At 69.2% G+C, this 22,139-nt stretch carries 22 protein-coding genes; 12 read left to right on the top strand and 10 right to left on the bottom strand.

Going from position 1 to position 22,139, the window contains the following annotated elements; translation table 11 throughout:
• Positions 1 to 33 precede the first annotated feature (33 nt).
• Positions 34 to 408 carry a DCC1-like thiol-disulfide oxidoreductase family protein gene (locus tag NL126_RS06935; RefSeq protein WP_255198197.1) on the top strand — a complete coding sequence of 125 codons (375 nt, stop codon included), beginning with the start codon at positions 34 to 36 and terminating at the stop codon, positions 406 to 408.
• Positions 409 to 805: 397 nt separating this feature from the next.
• Here the strand turns inward: NL126_RS06935 and NL126_RS06930 are convergent, their stop codons facing one another.
• A complete protein-coding gene (locus tag NL126_RS06930; protein WP_255198196.1) occupies positions 806 to 1,234 on the bottom strand; it encodes a DUF2391 family protein in 429 nt (142 codons plus the stop codon).
• An 89-nt stretch (positions 1,235 to 1,323) separates the two neighbouring features.
• Here NL126_RS06930 and NL126_RS06925 point away from each other — a divergent pair, with 89 nt between their 5' ends.
• Positions 1,324 to 2,004 (top strand): class I SAM-dependent methyltransferase, encoded by a 681-nt coding sequence (locus tag NL126_RS06925; protein WP_255198195.1) that lies wholly within the window; start codon positions 1,324 to 1,326, stop codon positions 2,002 to 2,004.
• Between the two features lie 10 nt (positions 2,005 to 2,014).
• Here NL126_RS06925 and NL126_RS06920 read toward each other — a convergent pair whose 3' ends face one another.
• Positions 2,015 to 2,578 carry a DUF1684 domain-containing protein gene (locus NL126_RS06920; protein WP_255198194.1) on the bottom strand — a complete coding sequence of 188 codons (564 nt, stop codon included), beginning with the start codon at positions 2,576 to 2,578 and terminating at the stop codon, positions 2,015 to 2,017.
• Between the two features lie 117 nt (positions 2,579 to 2,695).
• Here NL126_RS06920 and NL126_RS06915 point away from each other — a divergent pair, with 117 nt between their 5' ends.
• Together NL126_RS06915 and NL126_RS06910 are read left to right on the top strand one after the other, a co-directional pair.
• On the top strand, positions 2,696 to 5,074 hold the full coding sequence (locus tag NL126_RS06915; RefSeq protein WP_350355527.1) for an ATP-dependent DNA helicase: 2,379 nt from the start codon (positions 2,696 to 2,698) through the stop codon (positions 5,072 to 5,074).
• A 61-nt stretch (positions 5,075 to 5,135) separates the two neighbouring features.
• On the top strand, positions 5,136 to 6,512 hold the full coding sequence (locus NL126_RS06910; RefSeq protein WP_255198192.1) for a phosphoglucomutase/phosphomannomutase family protein: 1,377 nt from the start codon (positions 5,136 to 5,138) through the stop codon (positions 6,510 to 6,512).
• Here the strand turns inward: NL126_RS06910 and NL126_RS06905 are convergent.
• The 4 genes from NL126_RS06905 to NL126_RS06890 all read right to left on the bottom strand — a co-directional run bounded on the left by NL126_RS06905 (position 6,509) and on the right by NL126_RS06890 (position 9,295).
• On the bottom strand, positions 6,509 to 6,886 hold the full coding sequence (locus tag NL126_RS06905; RefSeq protein WP_255198191.1) for a GNAT family N-acetyltransferase: 378 nt from the start codon (positions 6,884 to 6,886) through the stop codon (positions 6,509 to 6,511). The genes NL126_RS06910 and NL126_RS06905 overlap by 4 nt on opposite strands.
• Before the next feature lie 67 nt (positions 6,887 to 6,953).
• A complete protein-coding gene (samp2, locus tag NL126_RS06900; RefSeq protein WP_255198190.1) occupies positions 6,954 to 7,154 on the bottom strand; it encodes a ubiquitin-like small modifier protein SAMP2 in 201 nt (66 codons plus the stop codon).
• Between the two features lie 50 nt (positions 7,155 to 7,204).
• Positions 7,205 to 8,242: a polymer-forming cytoskeletal protein gene (locus NL126_RS06895; RefSeq protein ID WP_255198189.1), complete on the bottom strand. Its 1,038-nt coding sequence runs from the start codon at positions 8,240 to 8,242 to the stop codon at positions 7,205 to 7,207.
• Between the two features lie 45 nt (positions 8,243 to 8,287).
• Complete coding sequence (locus tag NL126_RS06890; protein ID WP_255198188.1) at positions 8,288 to 9,295, bottom strand: bactofilin family protein; 1,008 nt, start codon at positions 9,293 to 9,295, stop codon at positions 8,288 to 8,290.
• A gap of 119 nt (positions 9,296 to 9,414) precedes the next feature.
• Between NL126_RS06890 and NL126_RS06885 the strand changes: the two genes are divergently transcribed.
• Positions 9,415 to 10,395 (top strand): replication factor C small subunit, encoded by a 981-nt coding sequence (locus NL126_RS06885; RefSeq protein ID WP_255198187.1) that lies wholly within the window; start codon positions 9,415 to 9,417, stop codon positions 10,393 to 10,395.
• A 183-nt stretch (positions 10,396 to 10,578) separates the two neighbouring features.
• Here the strand turns inward: NL126_RS06885 and NL126_RS06880 are convergent, their stop codons facing one another.
• Entirely contained in the window at positions 10,579 to 12,408 is a 1,830-nt protein-coding gene (locus NL126_RS06880; protein ID WP_255198186.1) for a sensor histidine kinase, read from the bottom strand.
• A gap of 233 nt (positions 12,409 to 12,641) precedes the next feature.
• On the opposite strand from NL126_RS06880, the gene alaS reads away from it, so the two are divergent.
• Positions 12,642 to 15,440: an alanine--tRNA ligase gene (gene alaS / locus NL126_RS06875; protein WP_255198185.1), complete on the top strand. Its 2,799-nt coding sequence runs from the start codon at positions 12,642 to 12,644 to the stop codon at positions 15,438 to 15,440.
• Position 15,441: 1 nt separating this feature from the next.
• On the opposite strand, the gene NL126_RS06870 is transcribed toward alaS, so the two are convergent.
• Positions 15,442 to 16,536 carry an aminotransferase class V-fold PLP-dependent enzyme gene (locus tag NL126_RS06870; RefSeq protein ID WP_255198184.1) on the bottom strand — a complete coding sequence of 365 codons (1,095 nt, stop codon included), beginning with the start codon at positions 16,534 to 16,536 and terminating at the stop codon, positions 15,442 to 15,444.
• A gap of 90 nt (positions 16,537 to 16,626) precedes the next feature.
• Here NL126_RS06870 and NL126_RS06865 point away from each other — a divergent pair, with 90 nt between their 5' ends.
• The gene (locus NL126_RS06865) at positions 16,627 to 17,370 is read left to right on the top strand and encodes an alpha/beta fold hydrolase (RefSeq protein WP_255198183.1); all 744 of its coding nucleotides are present in this window, start codon (positions 16,627 to 16,629) and stop codon (positions 17,368 to 17,370) included.
• Positions 17,367 to 17,936: an NUDIX hydrolase gene (locus NL126_RS06860; protein WP_350355490.1), complete on the top strand. Its 570-nt coding sequence runs from the start codon at positions 17,367 to 17,369 to the stop codon at positions 17,934 to 17,936. Before NL126_RS06865 ends, NL126_RS06860 begins: the two co-directional genes overlap by 4 nt.
• 194 nt (positions 17,937 to 18,130) lie before the next feature.
• On the opposite strand, the gene NL126_RS06855 is transcribed toward NL126_RS06860, so the two are convergent.
• A complete protein-coding gene (locus NL126_RS06855; protein ID WP_255198182.1) occupies positions 18,131 to 18,790 on the bottom strand; it encodes a hypothetical protein in 660 nt (219 codons plus the stop codon).
• Between NL126_RS06855 and NL126_RS06850 the strand changes: the two genes are divergently transcribed.
• The gene (locus tag NL126_RS06850) at positions 18,771 to 18,911 is read left to right on the top strand and encodes a hypothetical protein (protein ID WP_255198181.1); all 141 of its coding nucleotides are present in this window, start codon (positions 18,771 to 18,773) and stop codon (positions 18,909 to 18,911) included. The genes NL126_RS06855 and NL126_RS06850 overlap by 20 nt on opposite strands.
• Positions 18,912 to 18,955: 44 nt before the next feature.
• Entirely contained in the window at positions 18,956 to 19,627 is a 672-nt protein-coding gene (locus tag NL126_RS06845) for a type 1 glutamine amidotransferase (RefSeq protein ID WP_255198180.1), read from the top strand.
• Positions 19,628 to 19,675: 48 nt separating this feature from the next.
• On the opposite strand, the gene NL126_RS06840 is transcribed toward NL126_RS06845, so the two are convergent.
• The gene (locus NL126_RS06840) at positions 19,676 to 20,176 is read right to left on the bottom strand and encodes an HPP family protein (RefSeq protein ID WP_255198179.1); all 501 of its coding nucleotides are present in this window, start codon (positions 20,174 to 20,176) and stop codon (positions 19,676 to 19,678) included.
• Positions 20,177 to 20,278: 102 nt separating this feature from the next.
• Between NL126_RS06840 and NL126_RS06835 the strand changes: the two genes are divergently transcribed.
• Together NL126_RS06835 and NL126_RS06830 are read left to right on the top strand one after the other, a co-directional pair.
• A complete protein-coding gene (locus tag NL126_RS06835) occupies positions 20,279 to 21,442 on the top strand; it encodes an acyl-CoA dehydrogenase family protein (protein ID WP_255198178.1) in 1,164 nt (387 codons plus the stop codon).
• A 76-nt stretch (positions 21,443 to 21,518) separates the two neighbouring features.
• The gene (locus tag NL126_RS06830; protein ID WP_255198177.1) at positions 21,519 to 22,139 is read left to right on the top strand and encodes a hypothetical protein; all 621 of its coding nucleotides are present in this window, start codon (positions 21,519 to 21,521) and stop codon (positions 22,137 to 22,139) included.

Raw genomic sequence — 22,139 nt, 5'->3', positions numbered from 1 at the left:
AACCCGAATACCGGGGCGGACATATCGGTGAACATGACCGAGACGTTCGTCTACGACGACGCGTGTGGGTTCTGTACCTGGTGTGCCCAGCAGCTGGTCGACCACTCGGACCTCGACGTGGTGGGGTTCTCGGAGTTGACCGACGCCGAGACGGAGCGACTCCCCGACGACTGGGAGGAGGGTGCCCACCTCCTCACCGACGACGACGTCTACTCACACGGCGAGGCCATCGAGCAGGCGTTCCTCCGCTCGGACGTGGCGCTCCCGGGCTCGGACGACGTGGTCGACTTCCTCCGACAGTTCAAGGATTACGGGAAGGCCCGAGAGTGGGCCTATCACCAGGCGGCCGACCGTCGGGACGTGTGGGGGTTCCTCGTCAGCGAGGAGTCGCCCGCCCGCCGCGACTGAGGGTCGTTCGACTCTGGATGGTATAGAGAGGGAACGGTACCGTTTCGAGTGGAGATAGTGGCGAACTGCGGGGGAATCTCGCTGTACTGTCCGCGAGCGACCGAAGGGAGCGAGCGGTTCACGGCTCGCCTGCGGCGAGCCGTAGGGCGCGCGGACTACCGCCGTGCGAGCAAAGCGAGCACGGCGGCAGGAGTGGTTCAAAAGACGGCGCCATGCGCCGTCTTTTGTCATCCCAGAAATCTCCGATTTCTGGAGACACGCCCGCATATTTTCCCCACAGGAAGACGTTCCTGCTCGCTTCGCTCGCGGGCTGCGACTTCCCTGCTCTCGTTCGGCCTCCGGCCTCACGAGAACAAGTTTTGCCGGGCGGCCGGAGGCCGCCCGTGTGAAAAGTGGGTTAGAAGACGCTGTCCGCGGTCGCCGCGCCCACGACGGAGAAGATGGCACCGACGGAAACGGCCTTCGCGGTGGTGATGGGCCACATCTCACGCGGGACACCCATGCCGTTGAAGAACGTCGCGGGCGCGTCGAACACGAGCGCGAGCACCAGCACCGAGCCGAACGAGACGGTCATCAGCGAGAGGAAGCGGAGGGGAATCCCACCCACCTCCCGTTCGCGGTCAGGGTCGCGGTCGTCGGCTTTGTAGAGCGCGCCGTAGCCGATGAGGAAGACGATGAGCGCGGCGATCGCGCCTTGCGCGAGGTTCATGTTCCACGCGAGCTCCCACACCTCCGCCGTGACGACGAACGGGCCGGCCAGCAGGAACCCGCCCACGATCTGCTGTGCGATGTCGGCGACCATGAACCGGCGACGTGGTCCTGCCATACCTGACCGTGGGAAGGCGCGCATAAAAAGACATCACACCCCCGACCGGACAACGGACGCCTGAAGTGCGCCGCCCTCGTGGACCGGCTATGAGTGTCCGCCAGGAGTTCGACGCGTGGGCGGCCGACGGCCGCGACAAGGGGATGGAAGAGCGCCACTGGCACACCGCCAAGCACGTGCTCGCCCGGATGCCGGTCGAGAAAGGCGACACGGTCCTCGACCTCGGGTGTGGGTCGGGCTACGCGGCCCGCGCACTTCGCGACACCAAGGATGCGGGCCGCGCGTACGGCCTCGATGGCTCGCCCGAGATGGCGCACAACGCCGCGGGCTACACCGACGACCCGCAGGTCGGCTACCTCGTCGGGGACTTCGACGCCCTCCCCTTCGCCGACGACAGCGTCGACCACGTGTTCTCGATGGAGGCGTTCTACTACGCGAACGACCCACACCACACCCTCGAAGAGGTCGCGCGCATCCTCCGCTCTGGTGGAACGTTCTCCTGTGCGGTGAACTACTACGAGGAGAACGTCCACTCGCATCACTGGCAGGAGAACATCAGCGTCGAGATGACGCGATGGTCCGCCGACGAGTACCGCGAGGCGTTCCGTGACACCGGCCTCTACGTCGCCACGCAGGACACCGTCCCGGATCGCGACATCGACATCCCCGACGCGAGCGAGTTCCCCACCGACGACTGGGAGACGCGGGAGGCGATGGTCGAGCGCTATCGCACCTTCGGTACTCTCCTCACTGTCGGCGTCGCGCCCTAATCCACGAGCATCAGGCGTCTGGCAGCTTCTCGCCCGCCTCGACCGCCACGTCGAGCCAGTTCTCCTCCGGGGGCAGAGGGCACGCGAACGCGTCGTTGTACGCGCAGAAGGGGCTGTACGCGAGGTTGAAATCGAGGGGGACGGTCGCTGCATCGCTCAGGTGTCCATCCACTTCGAACTCCATGTACCGCCCCGCCCCGTACGTCTGCTGGCCGGTCGTCTTGTCGCGGAACGGGACGAACAGCGAGTGGGTGTGTTCGCCGGCCTGCTGGTAGGCGACGAGCGTCTGCTGCTCGCCGTTCAACTCGAAGTGGAGGCGCGCGACGCGCTCGTACTCCACCTGTGTGTCGACGGTGGTGTCCATCGTGACGACGTCGTCGCCGTCGACCAGTTCCACGTCGGCCTCCACGCGGTAGTCGGCGTCGGGCTCGAAGTACGACAGCCCGTCGAACGCGTCGCGCTGCTCCTGGGGGATGGGCGACTGTCGATCGGTCGCGAAGAACTCGTCTTTGCGGTCGCGGTGCTGGCGGAGCTCCCGCTCCCACGCAGCCTCGTCGAACTCGTCGTCACTCATACCCGGGATACGTGGCTCGCAGCGTAAACCGTTGGCCGTTGCTGCGCGCCTGCTGCCGACCAGCGAACTCCCCGGCGAAGGTTCAAGTACGGGAGGGTGACCAACTCCGACACGCTCATGGCCGGTGCGCCGCTCCCCGAGAACGTGACCGAGGTCGACGACTGGCGCGACGTGTTCGGCCACGACGAGCCGTACCCCGAGCAGGCCGACGGCATCGACGCCGCCATCGACACCGCCCGGGACAACGGCTTCACCCTCATCGAGGGGGCGTGTGGGACTGGCAAGACGATGCTCGCGCTCACCGCCGGCATCCACCTCGTCCGTGACCCCGACTCCAGCTACGAGCGGGTCGTCGTCCTCACCAGCGTCAAACAGCAGCTCCGGCAGTTCGAAGACGATCTCCGGACCATCAACGCGAACCTTCCCGACGACTGGGACCCCATCTCCGCGATGACGCTCGTCGGGAAAGCCGACGTCTGCCCGTACAACCTCACCGGCACGGGTCGAATCGACGACGACACCGTCTACGAGCGGTGTGAGGGCCTTCGCGAGCGTACCCGCGGGCTGACCGACGACACCACCGCCGGCGCGCTCGCCTCCCGTGCTCGCTCCCAGCAGGTCGGACTCGCGGACTCGGGCAAGCAGAACGCCGGGGCCGACTTTCTGGAAGTCCTCGGCGAGCCCACGCCGTACCCACCGGACACCGCCGAGTACGAGGCCGGGATGGCCGAGGTCGAGTACTGCCCGTTCTACGCGCAGTACCTCGACGACCTGCCCGAAGACGGCGACCCCGTCGAGGCCGTTCCGTTCGACCACACCGAACTTGGACTCATCGAGAGCGAGGACCTCGTCCGGCTCTCGGCCTCGCACGGCACCTGCCCGCACTCGACGATGGGCGCGGTGCTCCCGCACGTCGAGGTCGTCGTCGGCAACTACTACCACGCGTTCGACCCCGTCACTGTCGGCTCTTTCACGGGCGCGCTCCTCGACTCCTCGACGTTCGTCGTCTGCGACGAGGCGCACATGCTCGAACCCCGCGTCCGCGAGCTGGTGAGCGACGGGGTCGCCGACGCGACGCTCCGCGACGCCGAGCGCGAACTCGCACGGGTCGCTCAGCCCCTCACCCTCGACGGCCAGCAGGGTGAGCGCACCTCCGCGGGGCTCTCGGAGGCGCGCGACCGCATCCGTGCCGAACTCGAGGACGCCGAGGTGACGGTCGACGAACTCCAGCGCACCCGCGAGTTCATCCGCGACCTCAGGGAGGAACTCGACCGCCGTGTCGAGGGCTACCTCGACGCCGAACACCGCGGGTGGCGGGCGAACATGACGGACCTCCCGGACGCCGAGCTCCCGCTCCGCGACCCCGAGGAACCCCAGCCCGACGAGATATCCACGTGGGCCGAGAAGGCCGGTTACACCGGCGCGGTGTGGACCCGCGCGGAGACCGTGGGCGCGGTCGTTGCCCGCATCCTCAACGAGGTCGAGGACGAGGACAAACAGCGCGCCGTCCCGGGGGTCGGCCGGGTGCTCGGCGCGTGGTACCGCAACGACCACGAGAACTACTTCCGCGAGATCGAGCTCGAACGGACGTGGGACGACACCGCACCCGAGGGGTTGTGGCGCCGCGCGTACAACGCCCGGTTCGCCATCCACAACTGCGTCCCGGGCGACGCCATCGCCGAGCAACTTGGCGAGTTCGGCGGCGGCGTCCTCATGAGCGCGACGCTCGCTCCCCTCGACGTGTTCGAGCGCGTCAGCGGGCTCGAACACCTCCGCGAGGAGGACGACCGCCCCGTCGAGCGTCGGACGTACGGACTGGGGTTCCCGGCCGAGAACCGCGCGTCGTTTGCCGTCGCCACCCCCAAGTTCACGCACGCCAATCGGGGCTATCCAGACGAGGACAACGAGACCCGCCGCATCTACGCGAACGCGCTCCGACTCGTCGCGAGCAGTCCGGGCAACGTCCTCGTCGGGATGCCCTCCTACGCCGAGGCGGAGTGGGCCGCGGCCGTCCTCGACGACCTGGACAAACCCGTCCTCCTCGACGAGTCGAGCCGCGACGACGCCACGGAGGACCTCAAGAGCCAGTTCTTCGAGGGCGCGGGGAAGGTACTCGTCACCTCACTTCGGGGGACGCTGACCGAGGGCGTCGACTACCGCGGCGACCGGCTCTCGGCCGCGGTGGTCGTCGGCGTCCCCATCATCAACACCGCTTCGCCGCAGACCCGCGCGGTGAAGACGGCGTACGACCGCGAGTTCGGGGACGGGTTCGAGACGGCCCTGACCGTGCCAGCGGTCAGAAAGGCGCGACAGGCCGTCGGACGCGTCATCCGGGGCCCTGAGGAGGTCGGGGTCCGGGTCCTGCTCGACGAGCGGTACGCCCGCGAGTCGTGGGACTCCTGTCGCGAGTATCTCGGTCCCGAGGAGGCCGAGTTCCAGCCCGTCTCGCCCGACATGCTCTCGTACGGCCTTGACCGGTTCTGGAGCGACCACTGACCGCCGGTGGCTACCCCACGTCCTGCGGGGGCTTTTTCTCACTCCCGCATCCAGTACGCGCATGGACGAGATCTCGTTCGGGACCGACGGCTGGCGGGCCACGCTCGACACGTTCACTGCTGAACGGGTCCGCATCGTGGGGCAGGCCGTCGCCGACTATCTCCAGGAGGAGGGACACGCCGGGAAGACGGTCGCCGTGGGCTACGACGCCCGTGAGACCTCGCGGGGGTTCGCCGAGGAACTCTGCCGGGTGCTGTGTGCGAACGGCTTCGACGCGCTGCTGCCCGAGCGCGACACCCCGACGCCGGTGGTCGCGTGGACCGCCAAGGAACGGGACCTCGCGGGTGCGCTGATGATAACGGCGAGCCACAACCCGCCCGAGTACAACGGCGTGAAGTTCATCCCCGCGGGTGGTGCCCCTGCGCTCCCCGAGGAGACCGAGCGGGTCGTCGCGAACCTCCGGGAGCCCGAGAGCCTCCCGGAGGCCGACCACGGCAGCGTCGAGGAAGTCGACGTCGTCGGCCCGTACGTCGAACACGCCCTCGCGTTCGCGGACACGGACCTCTCCGGGCTGATCGTCGCCCACGACGCGATGTACGGCTCCGGACGCGGGGTCACCGACCGCCTGCTCGAAGCCGCGGGCGCCGACGTGATTCGGCTCCACGACGAACTCGACCCCGAGTTCGGCGGCACACACCCAGAGCCCTCGGGCGACCGCCTCGGCGAACTCGTCGACCTCGTCCAGTCGGGCGAGGCTGACCTCGGGGTGGCGAACGACGGCGACGCCGACCGCATCGGCGTCGTCACGCCCGAGCGCGGCTACGTCGACCCGAACCTCTACTTCACCGCGATGTACGACTACCTGCTCGAATCGCAGGCAGGCGACGCAATTCGAACCGTCTCGACGACGTTCCTCGTCGACCGCGTCGCGGAGGCACACGGGCAGTCGGTCCACGAGACCGCCGTCGGCTTCAAGTGGGTCGCCGAGGCGATGCGCGACCACGACGCGCTCCTGGGTGGCGAGGAGTCCGGCGGATTCGGGGTTCGGGGACATCTCCGCAACAAGGACGGCGTGCTGTTCTCGCTCCTGACGGCGGCGGCGGAAGCCGACGAGTCGCTCGACGACCGCCTCGACCGTGTGAGAGAAGAGTACGGCGACGTCGTGCAGGACCGCATCAGCGTCGACTGCCCCGATGACCGAAAGGAAGCCGTCCTCGACGCGCTGGAAGGCGAGATCCCCGATTCGGTTGCGGGGAGCGAGGTCGACCGCGTCGCGACGGTCGACGGGTTCAAACTCCTCCTCGCGGACGGCTCGTGGCTGCTCGTCCGGCCCTCCGGGACGGAGCCCAAACTCCGCGTCTACGCCGAGTCCTCCTCTGAGAAGCGCGTGAAGAACTTGCTCGCCGAAGGGCGAGAACTGGTCGAGCCGCTGGTCTAGCGATACGTCCCCAGGAACCGCCCGTCGCCGACCGACTCGACCTCGAAGTCGAGCGCGTCGTAGAACGGCTTGACGCGCGCGTCGAACTCCGCGGTGAGCGGCGTCCATCGCGCTTCGGCAGCCTCGACGAGCGCCGTCCCGATGCCCTGGCCGCGTCGGCGGGGCCGGACCGCGACAGCCTCGATCTCCCCGGGCTCGTGCAGGCCGTCGGCGTGGACCGCGAGCGCGCCGACGACCCGTTCGGGCTCGTCGTCGCCGCCGGCGACTGCGACCAGCAGCTCGGCGCGGTGGAACTCCGGCACCTGCAACATCGCCACGTCGAAGATCGAGCGGGCCGCGAGGTGGTCGTCCGTCGTGGCCTCGCGGACGTGCATTACTCGAGTTTCGGCTGGGTGGCGCATAATCCCGACGTTCGGCGGACGATTTGCCGTGTTCGGCAGTTCACCCGCCTTTGATGAGCCGGAGCACCCGCAGGTCGTCGGTCTCGACCGGGGCGTCCTCGGGGACGGGCGAGTTGTCGACGAGGACGGTCGCCTCGTGCATCGAGAAGCCGAGCTCCCGAAGCACGTCACCGTACGTCGCCCCGGCGTCAAGGTCGAACTCCTCGGTGCCCTCCCCGACGACCTCACACGTCACGTGCATACTCGCCGTTTCGTCGTCGTGGCCAAGAGCCTTCGCACCCCCCCGCGCGATCAGAGGGAGGTGAGCCCACCCGGATGCTTGCGGAGCACGTCGTACGCCGCGCGGAGCCCGAGCACGACGGTTCCCAGGCCGGCGAGCAACACCACCGCGCGGAAGCCGTCGCCCACCACGGGAAGCCGGACGAGCACGCCGACGACCACGAGTCCGACGACGAGCGACGCCCACTTCCCGTCGCGGTCGACGAACGAGAGGAGCCACGAACCGACGGCGAACCGACCGAGCACGGCGCCGGCCCAGCAGGCGGCGAACAGCACCGCCGCCCCCACGAGCGCGAGGGGGATACCGACGACCGTGAGCGCCGTCACGAGTATCGCGAGCAGCCCGCCCACGAGCGCTGCGACGCCGGTCGCGGTGGTCCGCAGCGGCTCGACGGCGATGGTGTTGGCCGCCGCCCACGCGAACCGTGGGAAGAGGACGAGCACGAGCGCGCCGAGCGCCGCGTTCGCCGCGAACCAGTACGCCGAGAGCACGAGCCCCGGAATCGGGACCGAGGGGAGGAGCGCGAGGTCGCCGACGCCCCGAACGGTTCCGCCGATGGTCGCGCCGCGGTCGACGAGTTCGCCGTCGTAGTTGAGGTCGCCGCGAATCGTCGCCGACTCGCCGAGCGTCACGGTGCCCGCGGCGACCGTCGCGTCGCCCACGACGAGGCCGTCGATGCGCATCGTTCCGGCGGCGCCGCCGAACGACCGCTCTACGCGCCCGCTCTCGCCGACGAGGACGTTTCCCCCATATGCGAGCGCGGTCCCCTTGACGGTGCCGTTGACGACGACCGTCCCCGCGGAGGCCCGGAGGCGCCCGGTCACGCGGCCACCCTCTTCAATGACGACTCGGCCCCCGTAGGCCTCGAGATCGCCGTCGACGGTGCCGCGGACGACGACCACCCCTGCCGTGGCTGTGAGGTCGGAGACGGTCTTGCCGTCCTCGACGACGACGCGCGACCCGGTCCGGGAGTCGGCGGCGACGGGGACGGGGGCGATGGAGAGCACCAGCAGCGCGACGAGAAGGAGGGCGATGGGGCGACGTGACATGTCACCCGAGTGATTCGGCGGGGATAAGTGTCTTGTCCGTGGTCGTCAGACCGGCCGGAGGTCCGGCGTCAGCTCCTCCTCGCCGGTGTCGCGCTGCCGGCGACCGTTGAGGACGAGCGCGAGCGCGCCGAACCCGAGCAGCGCGACGACGGCCTGCACCAGCCCGCCGAGGACGGGGACGAGGCCGACGACGAACACGGCACCGAAGCCGAGCAGCAGCGTCGCCGCGCGGCTCTCCTGGTCGAGCAGGCGCGCCAGCCACACGCCAACGGCGAGTCGGCCGTACAGCGAGCCGATCCACACGACGATGCCGAAGAGGATGGCACCGACGAGCGCGAGCGGGATGCCGATGATGGTCAGCACCAGCACCAGCGCGACGATGGGCGCGAGGACGACCGCGAGCAGACCGACGCCGCCCGAACGGAGCGGCTCGCCGACGGCCATTCCGGTGACGCGGTCGGCGAACTCGGGGGCGCCGTACAGCAGGAGCGCCCCGATGGCGAGCCCCACGAGGAGGCCCCAGACGTCGAACACGATGGGCGGGACGACGGGGCCGACGGTCACGTCACCCACGAGCGAGTCGTCGGCGACGATGCTCCCCTCGACCGCGCCGCGGTTCCCGGAGAGCGTCGCGTCGGGGTCGTACCGGAGGTCACCCGCGATGCGCGCGTCCGGGCCGAGGACGATTTCGCCGGCACCCGCGGTCACGGAGCCGAGGACGGTCCCGTCGACGAGCAGCGAGCCCGTCGCGACGTTCACGTCGCCGCCGATTTCGCCACCCTCGGTGACGGTGACGGAGCCGGCGGCCATCTCGACGTTGCCGGTGACGGTGCCCGCGATGAGGACGTTCCCGGCGACGCCCGTGAGGTCGCCGTCGACGGTGCCGCGGACGACGACGGAGCCGCCGACGGCTTCGATGTCACCGACGGTCTGGCCCGAGCCGACGACGATGGTGCCGCCGAACCGCGGGTCGGCGGCGACCGTACCCGTGAACGATGCGACCATCAGGACGAACGTTGCGACGATTACGACGCTCTGTCGAAGGGATACCATGCTAGACGTACGACGTATAACCGGATGAACACGTATGGAGGCTTGATAGCACGATACTGGCAGCCGCAGGGTGGCGTGGTCTCGGGGGGTTTATGGCCGGCGGGAGCGGACCCGAATCCATGAGCGAGGCCGCCGAGGGAACCGAACGCGGGCGCGAGGTCTGGATCGAGAAGTACCGCCCGCAGACGCTCGACGAGGTGGCGGGCCACGAGAACATCACGTCCCGCCTCAAATCGTACATCGACCGCGACGACCTGCCGCACCTGCTGTTTGCCGGGCCGGCCGGCGTCGGGAAAACCACCTCAGCTGTCGCTATCGCCAAGGAACTCTACGGCGAGGACGACTGGCGGGAGAACTTCCTCGAACTCAACGCCTCGGATCAGCGCGGCATCGACGTGGTCCGCGACCGCATCAAGAACTTCGCGCGCTCGTCGTTCGGCGGCCACAACTACCGTATCATCTTCCTCGACGAGGCGGACGCCCTCACCAGCGACGCACAGTCGGCGCTCCGCCGCACGATGGAGCAGTTCTCGAACAACACGCGCTTCATCCTCTCGTGTAACTACTCCAGTCAGATCATCGACCCCATCCAGTCGCGGTGTGCCGTCTTCCGCTTCTCGCCGCTCTCCGATGAGGCGGTCGAATCCCAGGTCCGAAAAATCGCCGAGGCGGAGGGCATCGAGGTGACCGACGACGGCGTCGACGCGCTCGTCTACGCCGCCGACGGCGACATGCGGAAGGCCATCAACGGCCTGCAGGCCGCCGCCGTGATGGGCGAGACCGTGGACGAGGAAGGGGTGTACGCCATCACCTCCACCGCCCGCCCCGAGGAGATCAAGGCGATGGTCGACCTCGCCCTGGACGGCGACTTCACGCAGGCTCGCTCGACGCTCGACGAACTCCTGACCGAGGTCGGCATCGCGGGCGGCGACATCATCGACCAGCTCCACCGGTCGGTGTGGGAGTTCGACCTCTCCGACCGGGAGGCGGTCCGGCTGATGGACCGCATCGGCGAGGCCGACTACCGTATCACGTCCGGCGCGAACGAGCAGGTGCAACTGGAGGCGCTGCTGGCGTCGCTGGCGCTCGAAAACGAGTAGTGACCAGCATCGCCGAGCGGAGCGAGGCGTTCGCCGCGAGCGAGTGAAACGAGCGAGCGGGTGTTTTTAGTGCAGATTTTTACGAGGGGTGGTCGCCGAGTGGAGCGAGGCGACCCGACGAGTAAAAAGGTGCAGGTGCAGCTAGAGGCACTCTTGGCGTCGCTGGCGCTCGAAAACGAGTAGTCACGTCGTCCGAATCTCGAACTGCGCGCCACCGGCCTCGCTGTCGTCCACCGTCACCGACCAGCCGTGGCTCTCGGCGATGCTCCGGACGATGGGTAGCCCGAGCCCCGTCCCGCCCCCGGTCGTGTAGCCGGACTCGAACACCTGCTCGCGTGCTGTCTCGGGGATGCCGGGGCCGTCGTCGGCGACGGCGAAGCCAACCGTCGCGTCGCCGTCGGTGAGCGGTTCGACCCGGACCGTCACGTCGTCGTCCCCGTGTTCCATCGCGTTGCGAAACAGGTTCTCCAGCAGCCGCAGCAGCGCGCTGGGGTCGGCACCGACCGTAGGGAGTCCGTCGGCGACGCGGAGCGCATCGAGGCCGACGTTCCGGGCGGCCTCCTCGGCGTGCGTTTCGAGGTCGAGGTCGGGTCGCTCGTCGAGCGACGGCTCCCGAGCGAGCGTCAGCACGTCGTCGACCAGCGCGTCCATGCGGTCGAGCGCGTCGTCCACCCGCTCCAGATGTTGTTCGTCGCCGGATTCGAGCGTGAGATCGAGGTGCCCCTTCGCGACCGAAAGCGGGTTCCGGAGGTCGTGGCTCAGCACCGACGCGAACTGTTCGAGGCGGTCACGCTCGGTGACGAGCTCCTGTTCGGCGCGGAGGCGGGCGAACACCGCTGCCGCCTGCGAGACGAACAGCTCGGCCAGCTCGCGGTCGCGGTCGTCGAACGCCCGTGGTTCGGCTGCGATGGCCTGCACGACGCCGACGGACCCCAGCGGGAGGCTGAGCGCCGACTCGAACGCCTCGTCGGAGGGTTTCGCCTCGGGGTAGTTCTCGACCTCGTCGACCAGTATCGTCGTCTCCTCCTGGAACGTCCGGCCGGCGATACCTTCGTCCGGACGGATGGTGTTGCCGACTGGGGGCGCGAGCGGCGAGTCGCTGGTCGCGACGATTTCGAGTCGTCCCGTCTCGTGGTTGACGAGCAGCACCGAGCACACCTCGAACTCGAGGACGCGCTCTGCGGCCGTGACGATGCGCTCACACAGTGCCGTCTCCTCCTGGCAGGCGAGGAGCTCCGTCGTACTCTCGTGGAGTTGCTCGATGGTTCGCCGCTCCTCGCGGAGGCGCGCTTCCGTCCGGAGCCGGGTGATGGTCTCGGCGACGTGCGACATCAGGAGTTCGACGAGTTCGCGGTCACGCTCGTCGAAGGTGCCCGGCCGCGTCGAGGCGGCCTGGAAGATGCCGATGTCGCCGATGGGAACGCTCAACGCCGCGCGGTAGTCGGGGTCGACGGGCTTCGCCTCGTCGACGGCCGCGAGGTCGTCGACCAGTATCGACTCGCCGCGCTGGTAGGTTCGGCCGGCGAGCCCCTCGTCGATGCGCATCGTGTCGGTGTAGCCGTCCTCGCCCATCGTCTCTGACATCGCCTTCGGCTCGAAGTACGTTTCGCCGGCCTCCGCGACGTAGCTGATGTCGAAATCGAGGATGCGAGCGGCGGCCTCGGTCGCCAGCCGGTACACCGTCTCGGGGTCGTCACAGGCGACGATGTCCCGTGTGATGTCGTGGAGACGTTCGGCCTTCGACCGCGATGGCGACGCCCGGCTCACTGCGAGTCGGAGCTGGTCGAGCAGGTGGGTGTCCGGCGCGTCGGGACGCACGAACCCGGCGAGGCCGCCGTGGACGGCCGTGGGGTCGTCGGCGACGGCGACCGTCGGCAGCGAGCCGGCGTCGGCCGCGGGGTCGTCAGTGACACAGCAGTCCGGGTCGTCGTCGACCACCGTCACCCCGTCGAGCGCGGCGACCCGTGCCCGGAGGTCGTCGCTTCCGGAAACACGAACTCGGAGGTCGGTCATCGTCGCCTCCGGCGTTGCTCGAACGGCATCTCTTCGCTGCACGTATCCTCGCTGCTCCCTTAACGATACGTGTCGGCTCGAAGCAACGAACCGTCCCCCCGCGCCCGTCGCGACTGCTCCCCTCCACTTCGGTCGCAGCCCTCTGTCACGGGCGTTGCGGGGCACGAATCCCGGCGTTCGGACGGTACGCCCGTTCGGAACCCTTTTAGACGCACGTTGGCCAATTGGGGGTAATGAGTGACCTCGAGTCGGAGTACCAGCTCGAGTACTTCCACGAGAACGGCTTTATTCGCCGGGAGTGCTCCGAGTGTGGTGCGGCCTTCTGGACCCGCGACGAGGAGCGGGAGACCTGCGGGGAGCCGCCCTGCGAGGAGTACGGCTTCATCGACAACCCCGGGTTCGACGAGGCGTACACGCTCGAAGAGATGCGCGAGGTGTTCCTCTCGTTCTTCGAGGAACACGGCCACGAGCGAATCGAGCCGTATCCGGTCGCCGCCAACCGCTGGCGGGACGACGTCCTGTTGACGCAGGCGTCCATCTACGACTTCCAGCCACTGGTCACGAGCGGGAAGACGCCCCCGCCGGCGAACCCGCTCACCATCTCACAGCCCTGTATCCGGATGCAGGACATCGACAACGTCGGGAAGACGGGCCGGCACACGATGGCGTTCGAGATGATGGCCCACCACGCGTTCAACGCGAAGGAGGAGGTCGGGGACAAATACGCCTACTCCGGTGAGGTGTACTGGAAGAACGAGACGGTGAAGTACTGCGACGAGCTGTTCGAGTCGCTCGGGGCCGACCTCGAGGAGATCGTCTACATCGAGGACCCGTGGGTCGGCGGCGGCAACGCCGGGCCCGCTATCGAAGTCATCTACCGCGGTGCCGAACTCGCCACGCTCGTCTTCATGTCCCTCGAACAGGACCCCGACGGCGAGTACGAGCTGAAGGACGGCAACACGTACTCCGAGATGGACACGTACATCGTCGACACCGGCTACGGGCTGGAGCGGTGGACCTGGATGTCTCAGGGGACGCCGACAGTGTACGAGGCGGTCTACCCCGACATGATCGCGTTCCTCAAGGAGAACGCCGAGATCGACCTCTCCGAGGAGGAGGAGGAACTCGTCCACCGCGCCGCGAAGCTGGCGGGCCACATGGACATCGACGAGGCCGAGGACATGGAGACGGCCCGCGACAACATCGCCGACAAGCTCGGCGTCTCGACGACCCGGCTCGTCGAGTTGATGGAGCCGCTCGAGACCATCTACGCCATCTCCGACCACTGCCGGACGATGGCGTACATGTTCGGCGACGGTATCGTCCCGTCGAACGTCGGGACCGGCTACCTCGCGCGGATGGTGCTTCGCCGCACCAAGCGGCTCGTCGACGATGTGGGCGTCGACGCGCCCCTCGACGAGCTCGTCGACATGCAGGCGAAGCGGCTCAGCTACCAGAACCGCGACACCATCCGCGACATCGTCCGCACCGAGGTCGAGAAGTACCGCGAGACCCTCGAACGCGGGGGCCGACAGGTCCGTCGCCTCGCCGACGAGTACGCGAGCCGTGGCGAGCCCATCCCGCTCGAGGAGGTCATCGAGCTGTACGACAGCCACGGCATCCAGCCCGACACCGTCGAGCAGATCGCCCAGGAGAAGGGCGCCGACGTGGAGATCCCCGACGACTTCTACTCGCTCGTCGCGGCACGCCACGGCGGCCAGCAGGCGTTCGAGGAGGCGGACGGCCGGCACACCGACGACCGAATCGCCGACCTCCCGAACACGGACAAGCTCTACTACGAGGACCAGGACCGCACCGAGTTCGAGGCGGTCGTCCTCGACGTCATCAAGCGCGACCCTGCCGACGAGGACGGCGACGTGACCTACGACGTGGTGCTCGACCAGACGATGTTCTATCCCGAGGGCGGGGGCCAGCCCGCCGACACCGGGACGCTCTCGACGGACGACGCGACGGTCGAGGTGACGCACGTCGAGGAGGTGGAGGGCGTCATCCTCCACCGCACCGACGAGAACCCCGGGAAAGGGGAGTTCGTCCGCGGCCAGATAGACGCCGTCCGCCGCGCGCGGCTGATGCGGCACCACACCGCGACCCACATCATCGGACACGCGACGAGAGAGGTGCTCGGCGACCACATCCGGCAAGCCGGTGCCCAGAAGGGGACGGCCTCCTCGCGGCTCGACGTCACCCACTACGACCGCATCTCGCGCGACGAGATCAAGCGCATCGAGCGGGTCGCCAACGAGCTGGTGACGGACAACTTCTCCGTCAAACAGGAGTGGATTCACCGCAACGACGCGCAGGAGAAACACGGCTTCGACCTGTTCCAGGGCGGCATCCCGCCGGGGAAGGAGATCCGCCTCATCCACGTCGCCGAGGACGTCCAGGCCTGCGCGGGCACGCACGTCGGCCGCACGGGCGACATCGGCGCCATCAAGATCCTCTCGACCGAGCGCGTGCAGGACGGGGTCGAGCGGCTGACGTTCGCGGCGGGCGACGCGGCCATCGAGGCCACCCAGCGCACCGAGGACGCGCTGTATCAGGCCGCCGAAATCCTCGACGTCTCGCCGCCGGAGGTGCCCGAGACCGCCGAACGCTTCTTCACCGAGTGGAAGGAGCGCGGCAAGCGCATCGACGACTTGCAGGAACAGCTCGCGGAGGCTCGTGCGTCGGGCGGCGCCGACGGCGAGGAGGTCGAACTCGACGGCACCGTCGCGGTCGTCCAGCGCATCGACGCCGACATGGACGAACTCCGCGCGACGGCCAACGCGCTCGTCGAGGAAGGGAAGGTCGCGGTCCTCGGGTCCGGCCGCGACGGCGCGACGTTCGTCGTCGCCGTCCCCGACGGCGTCCCCGTGAACGCCGGCGAGGTCGTGGGCGACCTCGCGGGGAAGGTCGGTGGCGGCGGCGGCGGCCCGCCGGACTTCGCGCAGGGCGGTGGCCCGGACGCCTCGAAGCTCGACGACGCACTCGAGGAGGCGCCCGAGGTCCTCCGCGCGAAACTCGACGCCTGACTCACAGCGCGTCGAGGAGCGCGTCGACGTCGTCGGCCGTGTTGAACACGTGGACCGACGCGCGGACGACGCCCGAACTCGGGAGCGTTCTGACGTAGATGTCCCGTGCCTCGAGTCGTTCGACCGTCGTCTCGGGGTCGTCGACGCGGAAGGTGACGAGCCCGGACTCCGGCTCGCGGGGGGAGACGAGTCGGTCGCCGAGTGCGTCACCGAGCCGTCGCGCCAGCCCGTCGATGTGGGCCGTGACGGTGTCGGCACCCAGTTCCTCGTGGATGGCGATGGCCTCCCGGAGCGCCGCGTACGGGGCGAGCGACTGGGTGCCGACCTCGAACCGCGCTGCGCCGGGCTTGTACTCGAGCCCCTCGGAGCCCTTCGGGACGCTTCGGTAGCCGAGGTGTCGTGGGCGGAGGTCGTCGACGACGGCCTCGTCCACGTAGAGGAAGCCCGCGCCCCAGACGCCCAGCAGCCACTTGTGGCCAGCGGCGGCGACCGCGTCGGCACCCCACTGTTTCACGTCGACGGGGTGGTGGCCGACCGACTGGACGGCGTCGACGAGGACGAACGCGCCGGCGTCGTGTGCGACGTCGACCGCCCGCTCGACGTCGAGACGCGTGCCGTGGAGCCACGAGAGCGAGGAGAGACAGACGAACCGGGCGTCCGCCACGGCGTCCTGATAGGCCTCGACGTCGAGGTGGCCGTCGGGGGCCGGTACCTCGCGTACCTCGACCCCCTCCTCGCGGAGCCGTTCGAACGGGAGGATGCCCGCAGGGTGTTCGAGGTCGGTACGGACCACCACGTCGCCCTCGTTCCAGTCGATGGCGTTGACCACGCGCGAGATACCGTCGCCGGTGCTCCCGGTGAGCGCGATCTCCTCGGGGCTCGCGCCGAGTAGCCGCGCGACCGGCTCGCGGGTCGCGTCGTACGCGTCCCAGGCGTGCGGGTAGGGGTTTCCGCGATGGGCGTCGACCTCGTGGCGACGCTGGGCGGCCGCCGCCGCGTCCAGCACGCGCTGCGGGGCGGGACCGCTCGCGCCGGTGTTCAGGTACGTCGCGCGCTCGAGCGCCGGGATGTCTGTCCTCAGTGTTGCGGTGTTCATACAATACTGTTCGGGCTAGAGCTACCTAACTCCTTGCTCGCCCGCGCGCCGACCGCGGGAGTTAATCGCCAGCGCCCACAACCCGGATGTATGCCACGGGCGCGAACCGACGGGGTCGACCTCTACTACGAGCGCGTGGGGGAGGGGCCGACGGTGACCTTCCTCCCCGAAGCCGGCCTCGGGGCGTGGTCGTGGGGCTGGCAGCACGACGCCGTCACGGGCCCGTTCGAGGCGCTGGTCGTCGACCCGCGGGGGACTGGTCGCTCCGACGCTCCCGACGGCCCCTACGACGTGGCGACGCTCGCCGCCGACCTCGAAGCCGTCTTCCGCGACGCCGAAGTGCGCGCCACCCACCTCGTCGGCCACGGGCTCGGCGGCGCGGTCGCGCTCGCGTACGCCCGCGAGTACAACCGCGCCCGGAGCCTCACCCTCATCGCCACTCCCGCCTCCGGCGAGGTGGTCGACACCGACGCCCTCGAACGCCTCTTCTCGGACGACTGGCCCGAGGTTGCGTTCTCGCAGTCGTACGTCGGGGTCGCGCCCCGCGACGAGATCGAGGGCTGGCGGGAACTGGACGACGCCGACGCCGAGTCACGCCGGGCGCTCTACGCGGCGTACGAGGCGTTCGACCCCGGCGGCCTCTACGAGTACGAGACGCCTGCGCTCGTGTTAGGGCCGCTCGACAGCCCCGTCGTCCCCGAGGCCGCCTGCGAGGCGCTCGCGCGGGGACTCCCGCGAGGCGAGTACGAGGCCGTCGAGGGGCGACACCTCGCGCATCTCGAACACAGCGTGGCCGTGAACGACCGCCTGCTGGGCTTTCTGGAGGAACTGTGAGACTCGACATCGACGCCCTCACGGGGTACGACGCGCGGACCATCGCGACCGAACACGCTGAACAGGCGGGCGTCCTCGTCCCCGTCATCGAGCGAGACGGCGGCCACCACATCTTGTTCACCGAGCGGTCGGACCAGATGCCGACGCACGCCGGCGAGATGTCGTTCCCCGGCGGCGGCTGGGAGGAGGGCGACGACGACTTGACCGCGACGGCGCTCCGTGAGGCGCACGAGGAGGTCGGCCTCCGTCCCGATGAGGCCACGGTCGTCGGCCGGCTCGACGACGTGCCGGGGCCGTACGGTCACGTCGTCCGCCCGGTCGTCGCCCACGTCGCGGACCGCGAGTACCGCCCCACCTCTCGCGAGGTCGCGCAGGTGATCGTCCTCCCGGTCGAGGCGCTCGTCGACCCGACGAACTACTCGACGGAGAGACGGAGCCACCCCGAGCGCGGCACGGCGACGCTCCCCTTCTTCCGCGTCGACGGCCACACCGTCTGGGGGCTCACCGGGTTCATCCTCCAGACGTTCCTCGACCTGACGGCCGACTGGGAGCCACCCGAAGGATAAACCACCGGCAGTGTCCGCCAGCGGGCGTATCTATGGGGAGTCGTTCCCTTCGAGTAGATGACTGGGGGGAGGGATGGAGGACCTCGACCACGCGCAGCCCGGCGCGACTCCGACCCGGCGTGGGCTGCCGGCGCGGCTCGCATCGACGCACGGTTCACGTGGACGCCGAGCGGTGCGGCCGGCGCGAGCCCGTTTCATCCGGTGGTTCGACACGCTCGCGTGCTGGCGGTCGGCGTCGTCGCGCTGCTGGCGGTCGTCGGGCTGGTCACCGCCGCCCCCGCGATGCCGAGCCTCGACGAGGTGACAGCCGGCGCCGCCGGCGCGGGCCCCGCGAACAACACAGAGACGGGCGGAGTCGAGGCTGTGGGTGGGGTGTCGTCGCCGACCCCGAGCCCTACGCCGACGGCCACACCGACGCCGTCCACAACTGCGACCGCATCAGCCACGCCGACCCCCACGCCGACGGCGACAGCCACGCCTTCCCCCACCCCAACGCCGACGCCGACCCCAACGCCAACCGCGACACCCTCACCGACGCCTACGGCCGCTCCGGACCCGGCCGACAGTGGCGGATCAAGTGGGAACAGCGGCGGGTCGACCGGTGGAGACAGCGGCGGGGAATCCACCGATAGCGGCGGTGACGACGACCCATCGACGCCGGAGCCGACGCCCACGCCCACGGCGACAGCGACGTCGACCCCGGAGAACGGAACCGCGACGGCGACGGCCACGACGACGCCCTCTCCGACGCCCACGGCGACAGCGACGGCAACTGGGACGGCCACGCCGGCGCCGACGGAGTCACCCTCGCCGTTCCCCACGACCGAGGAGTGTGTGCCCGAGGACCCGCTCATCGGGCCGACCGCCACACCCTGCCCTGACGGCACCAGCGACGGTGGCCTCCTCGGGTTCGTCTCCGTCTCGTGGCTGTTCGGGTTCGGGCTGGCCGCCCTCGTGGTCTCGCGCCGAGACTGACGCGGGCGTCACGCTCTTGTGATCGCACAGGCTAGCGGGGAGCGATGAGTCGGCCACGTCTCGCCCTGATCAACGCCGCACACGCCGCATTCGACACCCGCCGGAACTTCCGTCGTGAACTCGACGCCGACCTCGTGGAGTTCCACGTCGCCGACGAGCAGTACCCCGACGGTTTCGCGTTCGACGGGTTCGTCGTCACGGGGTCGCGGTCGTCGGTCTACTGGGACGAGCCGTGGCTCGACCCCACGAAGGAGTGGGTCGCCGAGGCCATCGACCGCGGGCTGCCGGCGCTCGGCATCTGCTTCGGCCACCAGCTGCTCGCGGACGTGCTCGGTGGCACCGTCGAGGCCATGGACGAGTACGAGATCGGCTACCGGGAAATCGAGCAGGTGGCCGACGACCCGCTGTTCGACGGACTCGACGACTCGTTCCTCTGTTTCACCACCCACTCCGACGCCGTGACCGAACTCCCGCCGGGCGCGACGCTCATCGCCGAGAACGACTACGGCGTCCACGGGTTCCGGCTCGGAAACGTCGTGGGCGTCCAGGCGCACCCCGAGTACGACCAGACGACCGCCGAGGGCATCACGCGCTCGAAGGACCTCCCCGACGAGCGCATCGAGGCCGTCTGTGCGGGCATCACCGACGAAAACTACGCGCGGGCCTGCGAGACGAAGCGACTGTTCGACAACTTCCTCCACGAGATGCGAGCGTAGCGAGTCTCTCGGACTGGGCTCGCGGTGACACCGCGGGCCGCGGGGTATTCAGGCCGGTACGCCGCCCGCGAGCGATGACTGAGCCGCCTTCGCCGCGCGGTCAGCCACGAGCAGGACCGCGACGGCAACGACGATGACCACCGCGTCGACCGGCGAGGCGAGCAGGCCGAGCCCGACGATGAGCGTCGTCGCACACGCCGGCGCGTGTCGCAGGTCCGCGGCGAGCATTCCGATGGTGGTCAGCCCGACCGACACTGCCGCGCTCGCGGAGAGTCGTACCGCCCCCAGCGATGCCGCTGGTGGCGGCTGGGTGCCCACGAGCGGGGCCGCGAGGAGCGTGTAGGCGAGCAGTCCTGCGAGGACGCCGACGACGTGGCCCCCGAACACTCGTCGCGGGCGGCTCGTCGGGGCGCCCGGCTGGACGGCGAGCAGGTACGCCGTCGGCCCGAGACTCGGGAACAGGAACGGCTGGCCGGTCGCCCACACCAGCCCGCCGAGTGCGGCCAGCAGGAACGCCGCGTGCCCGCCGGCCCACAGTGAGTCGCGCACGTCGCCGTCTCCGACCCCGTGGCCGAAAAGCGCCTCGGTCCGGCGCGAGCGCCCCTCACGCCCGCACGAGCGTTTTTACCGATTGCACCCCGATACGGACGTATGCTCGATTACGTTGGGCTCGAGGCGGACATCACCTCCGAGGAGAAGATGGTCCGCGATACGGCCCGGGAGTTCGTCGACGACAAGGTGCGCCCCGACATCGGCGACCACTGGATCGAAGGCACGTTCCCGACGGAGCTCATCGAAGAGATGGGCGAGCTGGGGTTCTACGCCCCCAACCTGGAGGGCTACGGCCTCCCTGGACTGAGCGAGACGGCCTACGGCCTGCTCATGCAGGAACTCGAAGCCGGCGACTCGGGCCTGCGCTCCATGGCGTCCGTCCAGGGCGCGCTCGTCATGTACCCGATTCACGCGTACGGTTCCGACGAGCAGAAGGACGCCTGGCTGGAGGACATGGGCGAAGGGAAGGCCGTCGGCTGTTTCGGCCTGACGGAGCCGAACCACGGGTCGAACCCGACCGCCATGGAGACCTACGCCGAGAGCGATGGCGACGGCTACGTGCTCAACGGCACCAAAACGTGGATTACAAATTCGCCGCTCGCCGACGTGGCCATCGTCTGGGCGCGGGACCGCTCTGCGGACGACACCCCAGTTCGTGGCTTCCTCGTCGAGACTGACCGTGATGGGGTCTCGACCCCGAAAATCGAGGAGAAGCTCTCGCTGCGCGCCTCGGTTACGGGCCAGATCGAACTCACCAACGTCCACGTCCCCGAGGAGAACGTCCTGCCCGGCGTCACGGGCATGAAGGGCCCGCTCTCCTGTTTGACGCAGGCGCGCTACGGCATCGCCTGGGGCGCGATTGGGGCCGCCCGCGACTGCTTCGAGACGGCGCGCGAGTACGCGACCGACCGCGAGCAGTTCGGCAAGCCCATCGGCTCCTTCCAGATTCAACAGGAGAAACTCGCCGAGATGGCCACCCAGATTACCACCGCACAACTGCTCGCGTACCGACTCGCCGAGCTGAAAGAGCGTGGTGAGCTTCGCCCCGAACAGGTGTCGATGGCCAAGCGCAACAACGTCCGGATGGCCCGCGACCAGTCCCGTGTGGCACGCGAGATGCTGGGCGGCAACGGCATCACCGCCGACTACTCGCCGATGCGCCACATGGCCAATCTGGAGACGGTCTACACCTACGAGGGCACCCACGACATCCACTCGCTCATCCTCGGCCACGACCTCACCGGGATTCCCGCCTTCGAGTAGCGCCGCCCCGGGGAGTCGGCATCGTCGGCTCCTCGGCGACAGAAGACCTTTACCGGCGGGGAGGCCGTCCGCGGACGTGCACCGACGCCGCTACCTCGCGCTTGCGAGCGCCAGCGCCGTTTCGCTGGCCGGCTGCGTGAGCCGTCCCTCCAGCGATGAACAGTCCAGCACCGTCACGCCCAGTCCGGGAGCCGACGGCGTCTCGGTCGCGTACGTCGTTCGCCCCGGATCTATCCCCGACGACGTCGCGCAGCTCTCCGTCGACTTCGCAGTGTACCTCGCCGAGCGGTCGGAGGACGTGTACGCCTGTACTACTGGAGCGCCGCTCATGGACAACAAGTACGACCCGACGCCGACCCCACTTCCCGAACCCGAAGGGGCGTGCGAGCGCTTCGACGCGCCACGCGTCGACGTGGCGACGCTCGACGGTTCGCGAACGCTCGGCCCATTCGAGGCGGGCGAGCGGTTCACCGGCGGCCACACGCTCGTCGCCCACGACGTGACGCTCGTGCTCGACGACGGCACCACCGCGACCGACGTGTACGACACGGACTTCCGCGCGGTCACCGAGCGGACGACGCCGTCGGGCACCTACGGCGTCGAGATCGGGGTCACGGACTACGCGAACGAGGACGAGTCGCCCCGGTGGCGCTACGGGATCGACGTTCAGCGGTTCGAGGCGACCCCGGTCGACTGA

It is taken from the genome of Halorarius litoreus, assembly GCF_024362405.1.
Taxonomy (GTDB): Archaea; Halobacteriota; Halobacteria; order Halobacteriales; family Haloarculaceae; genus Halorarius; species Halorarius litoreus.
The sequence above is the reverse complement of the archived record's forward strand: the minus strand, read 5'-3'. Positions and strand labels throughout refer to the sequence as shown.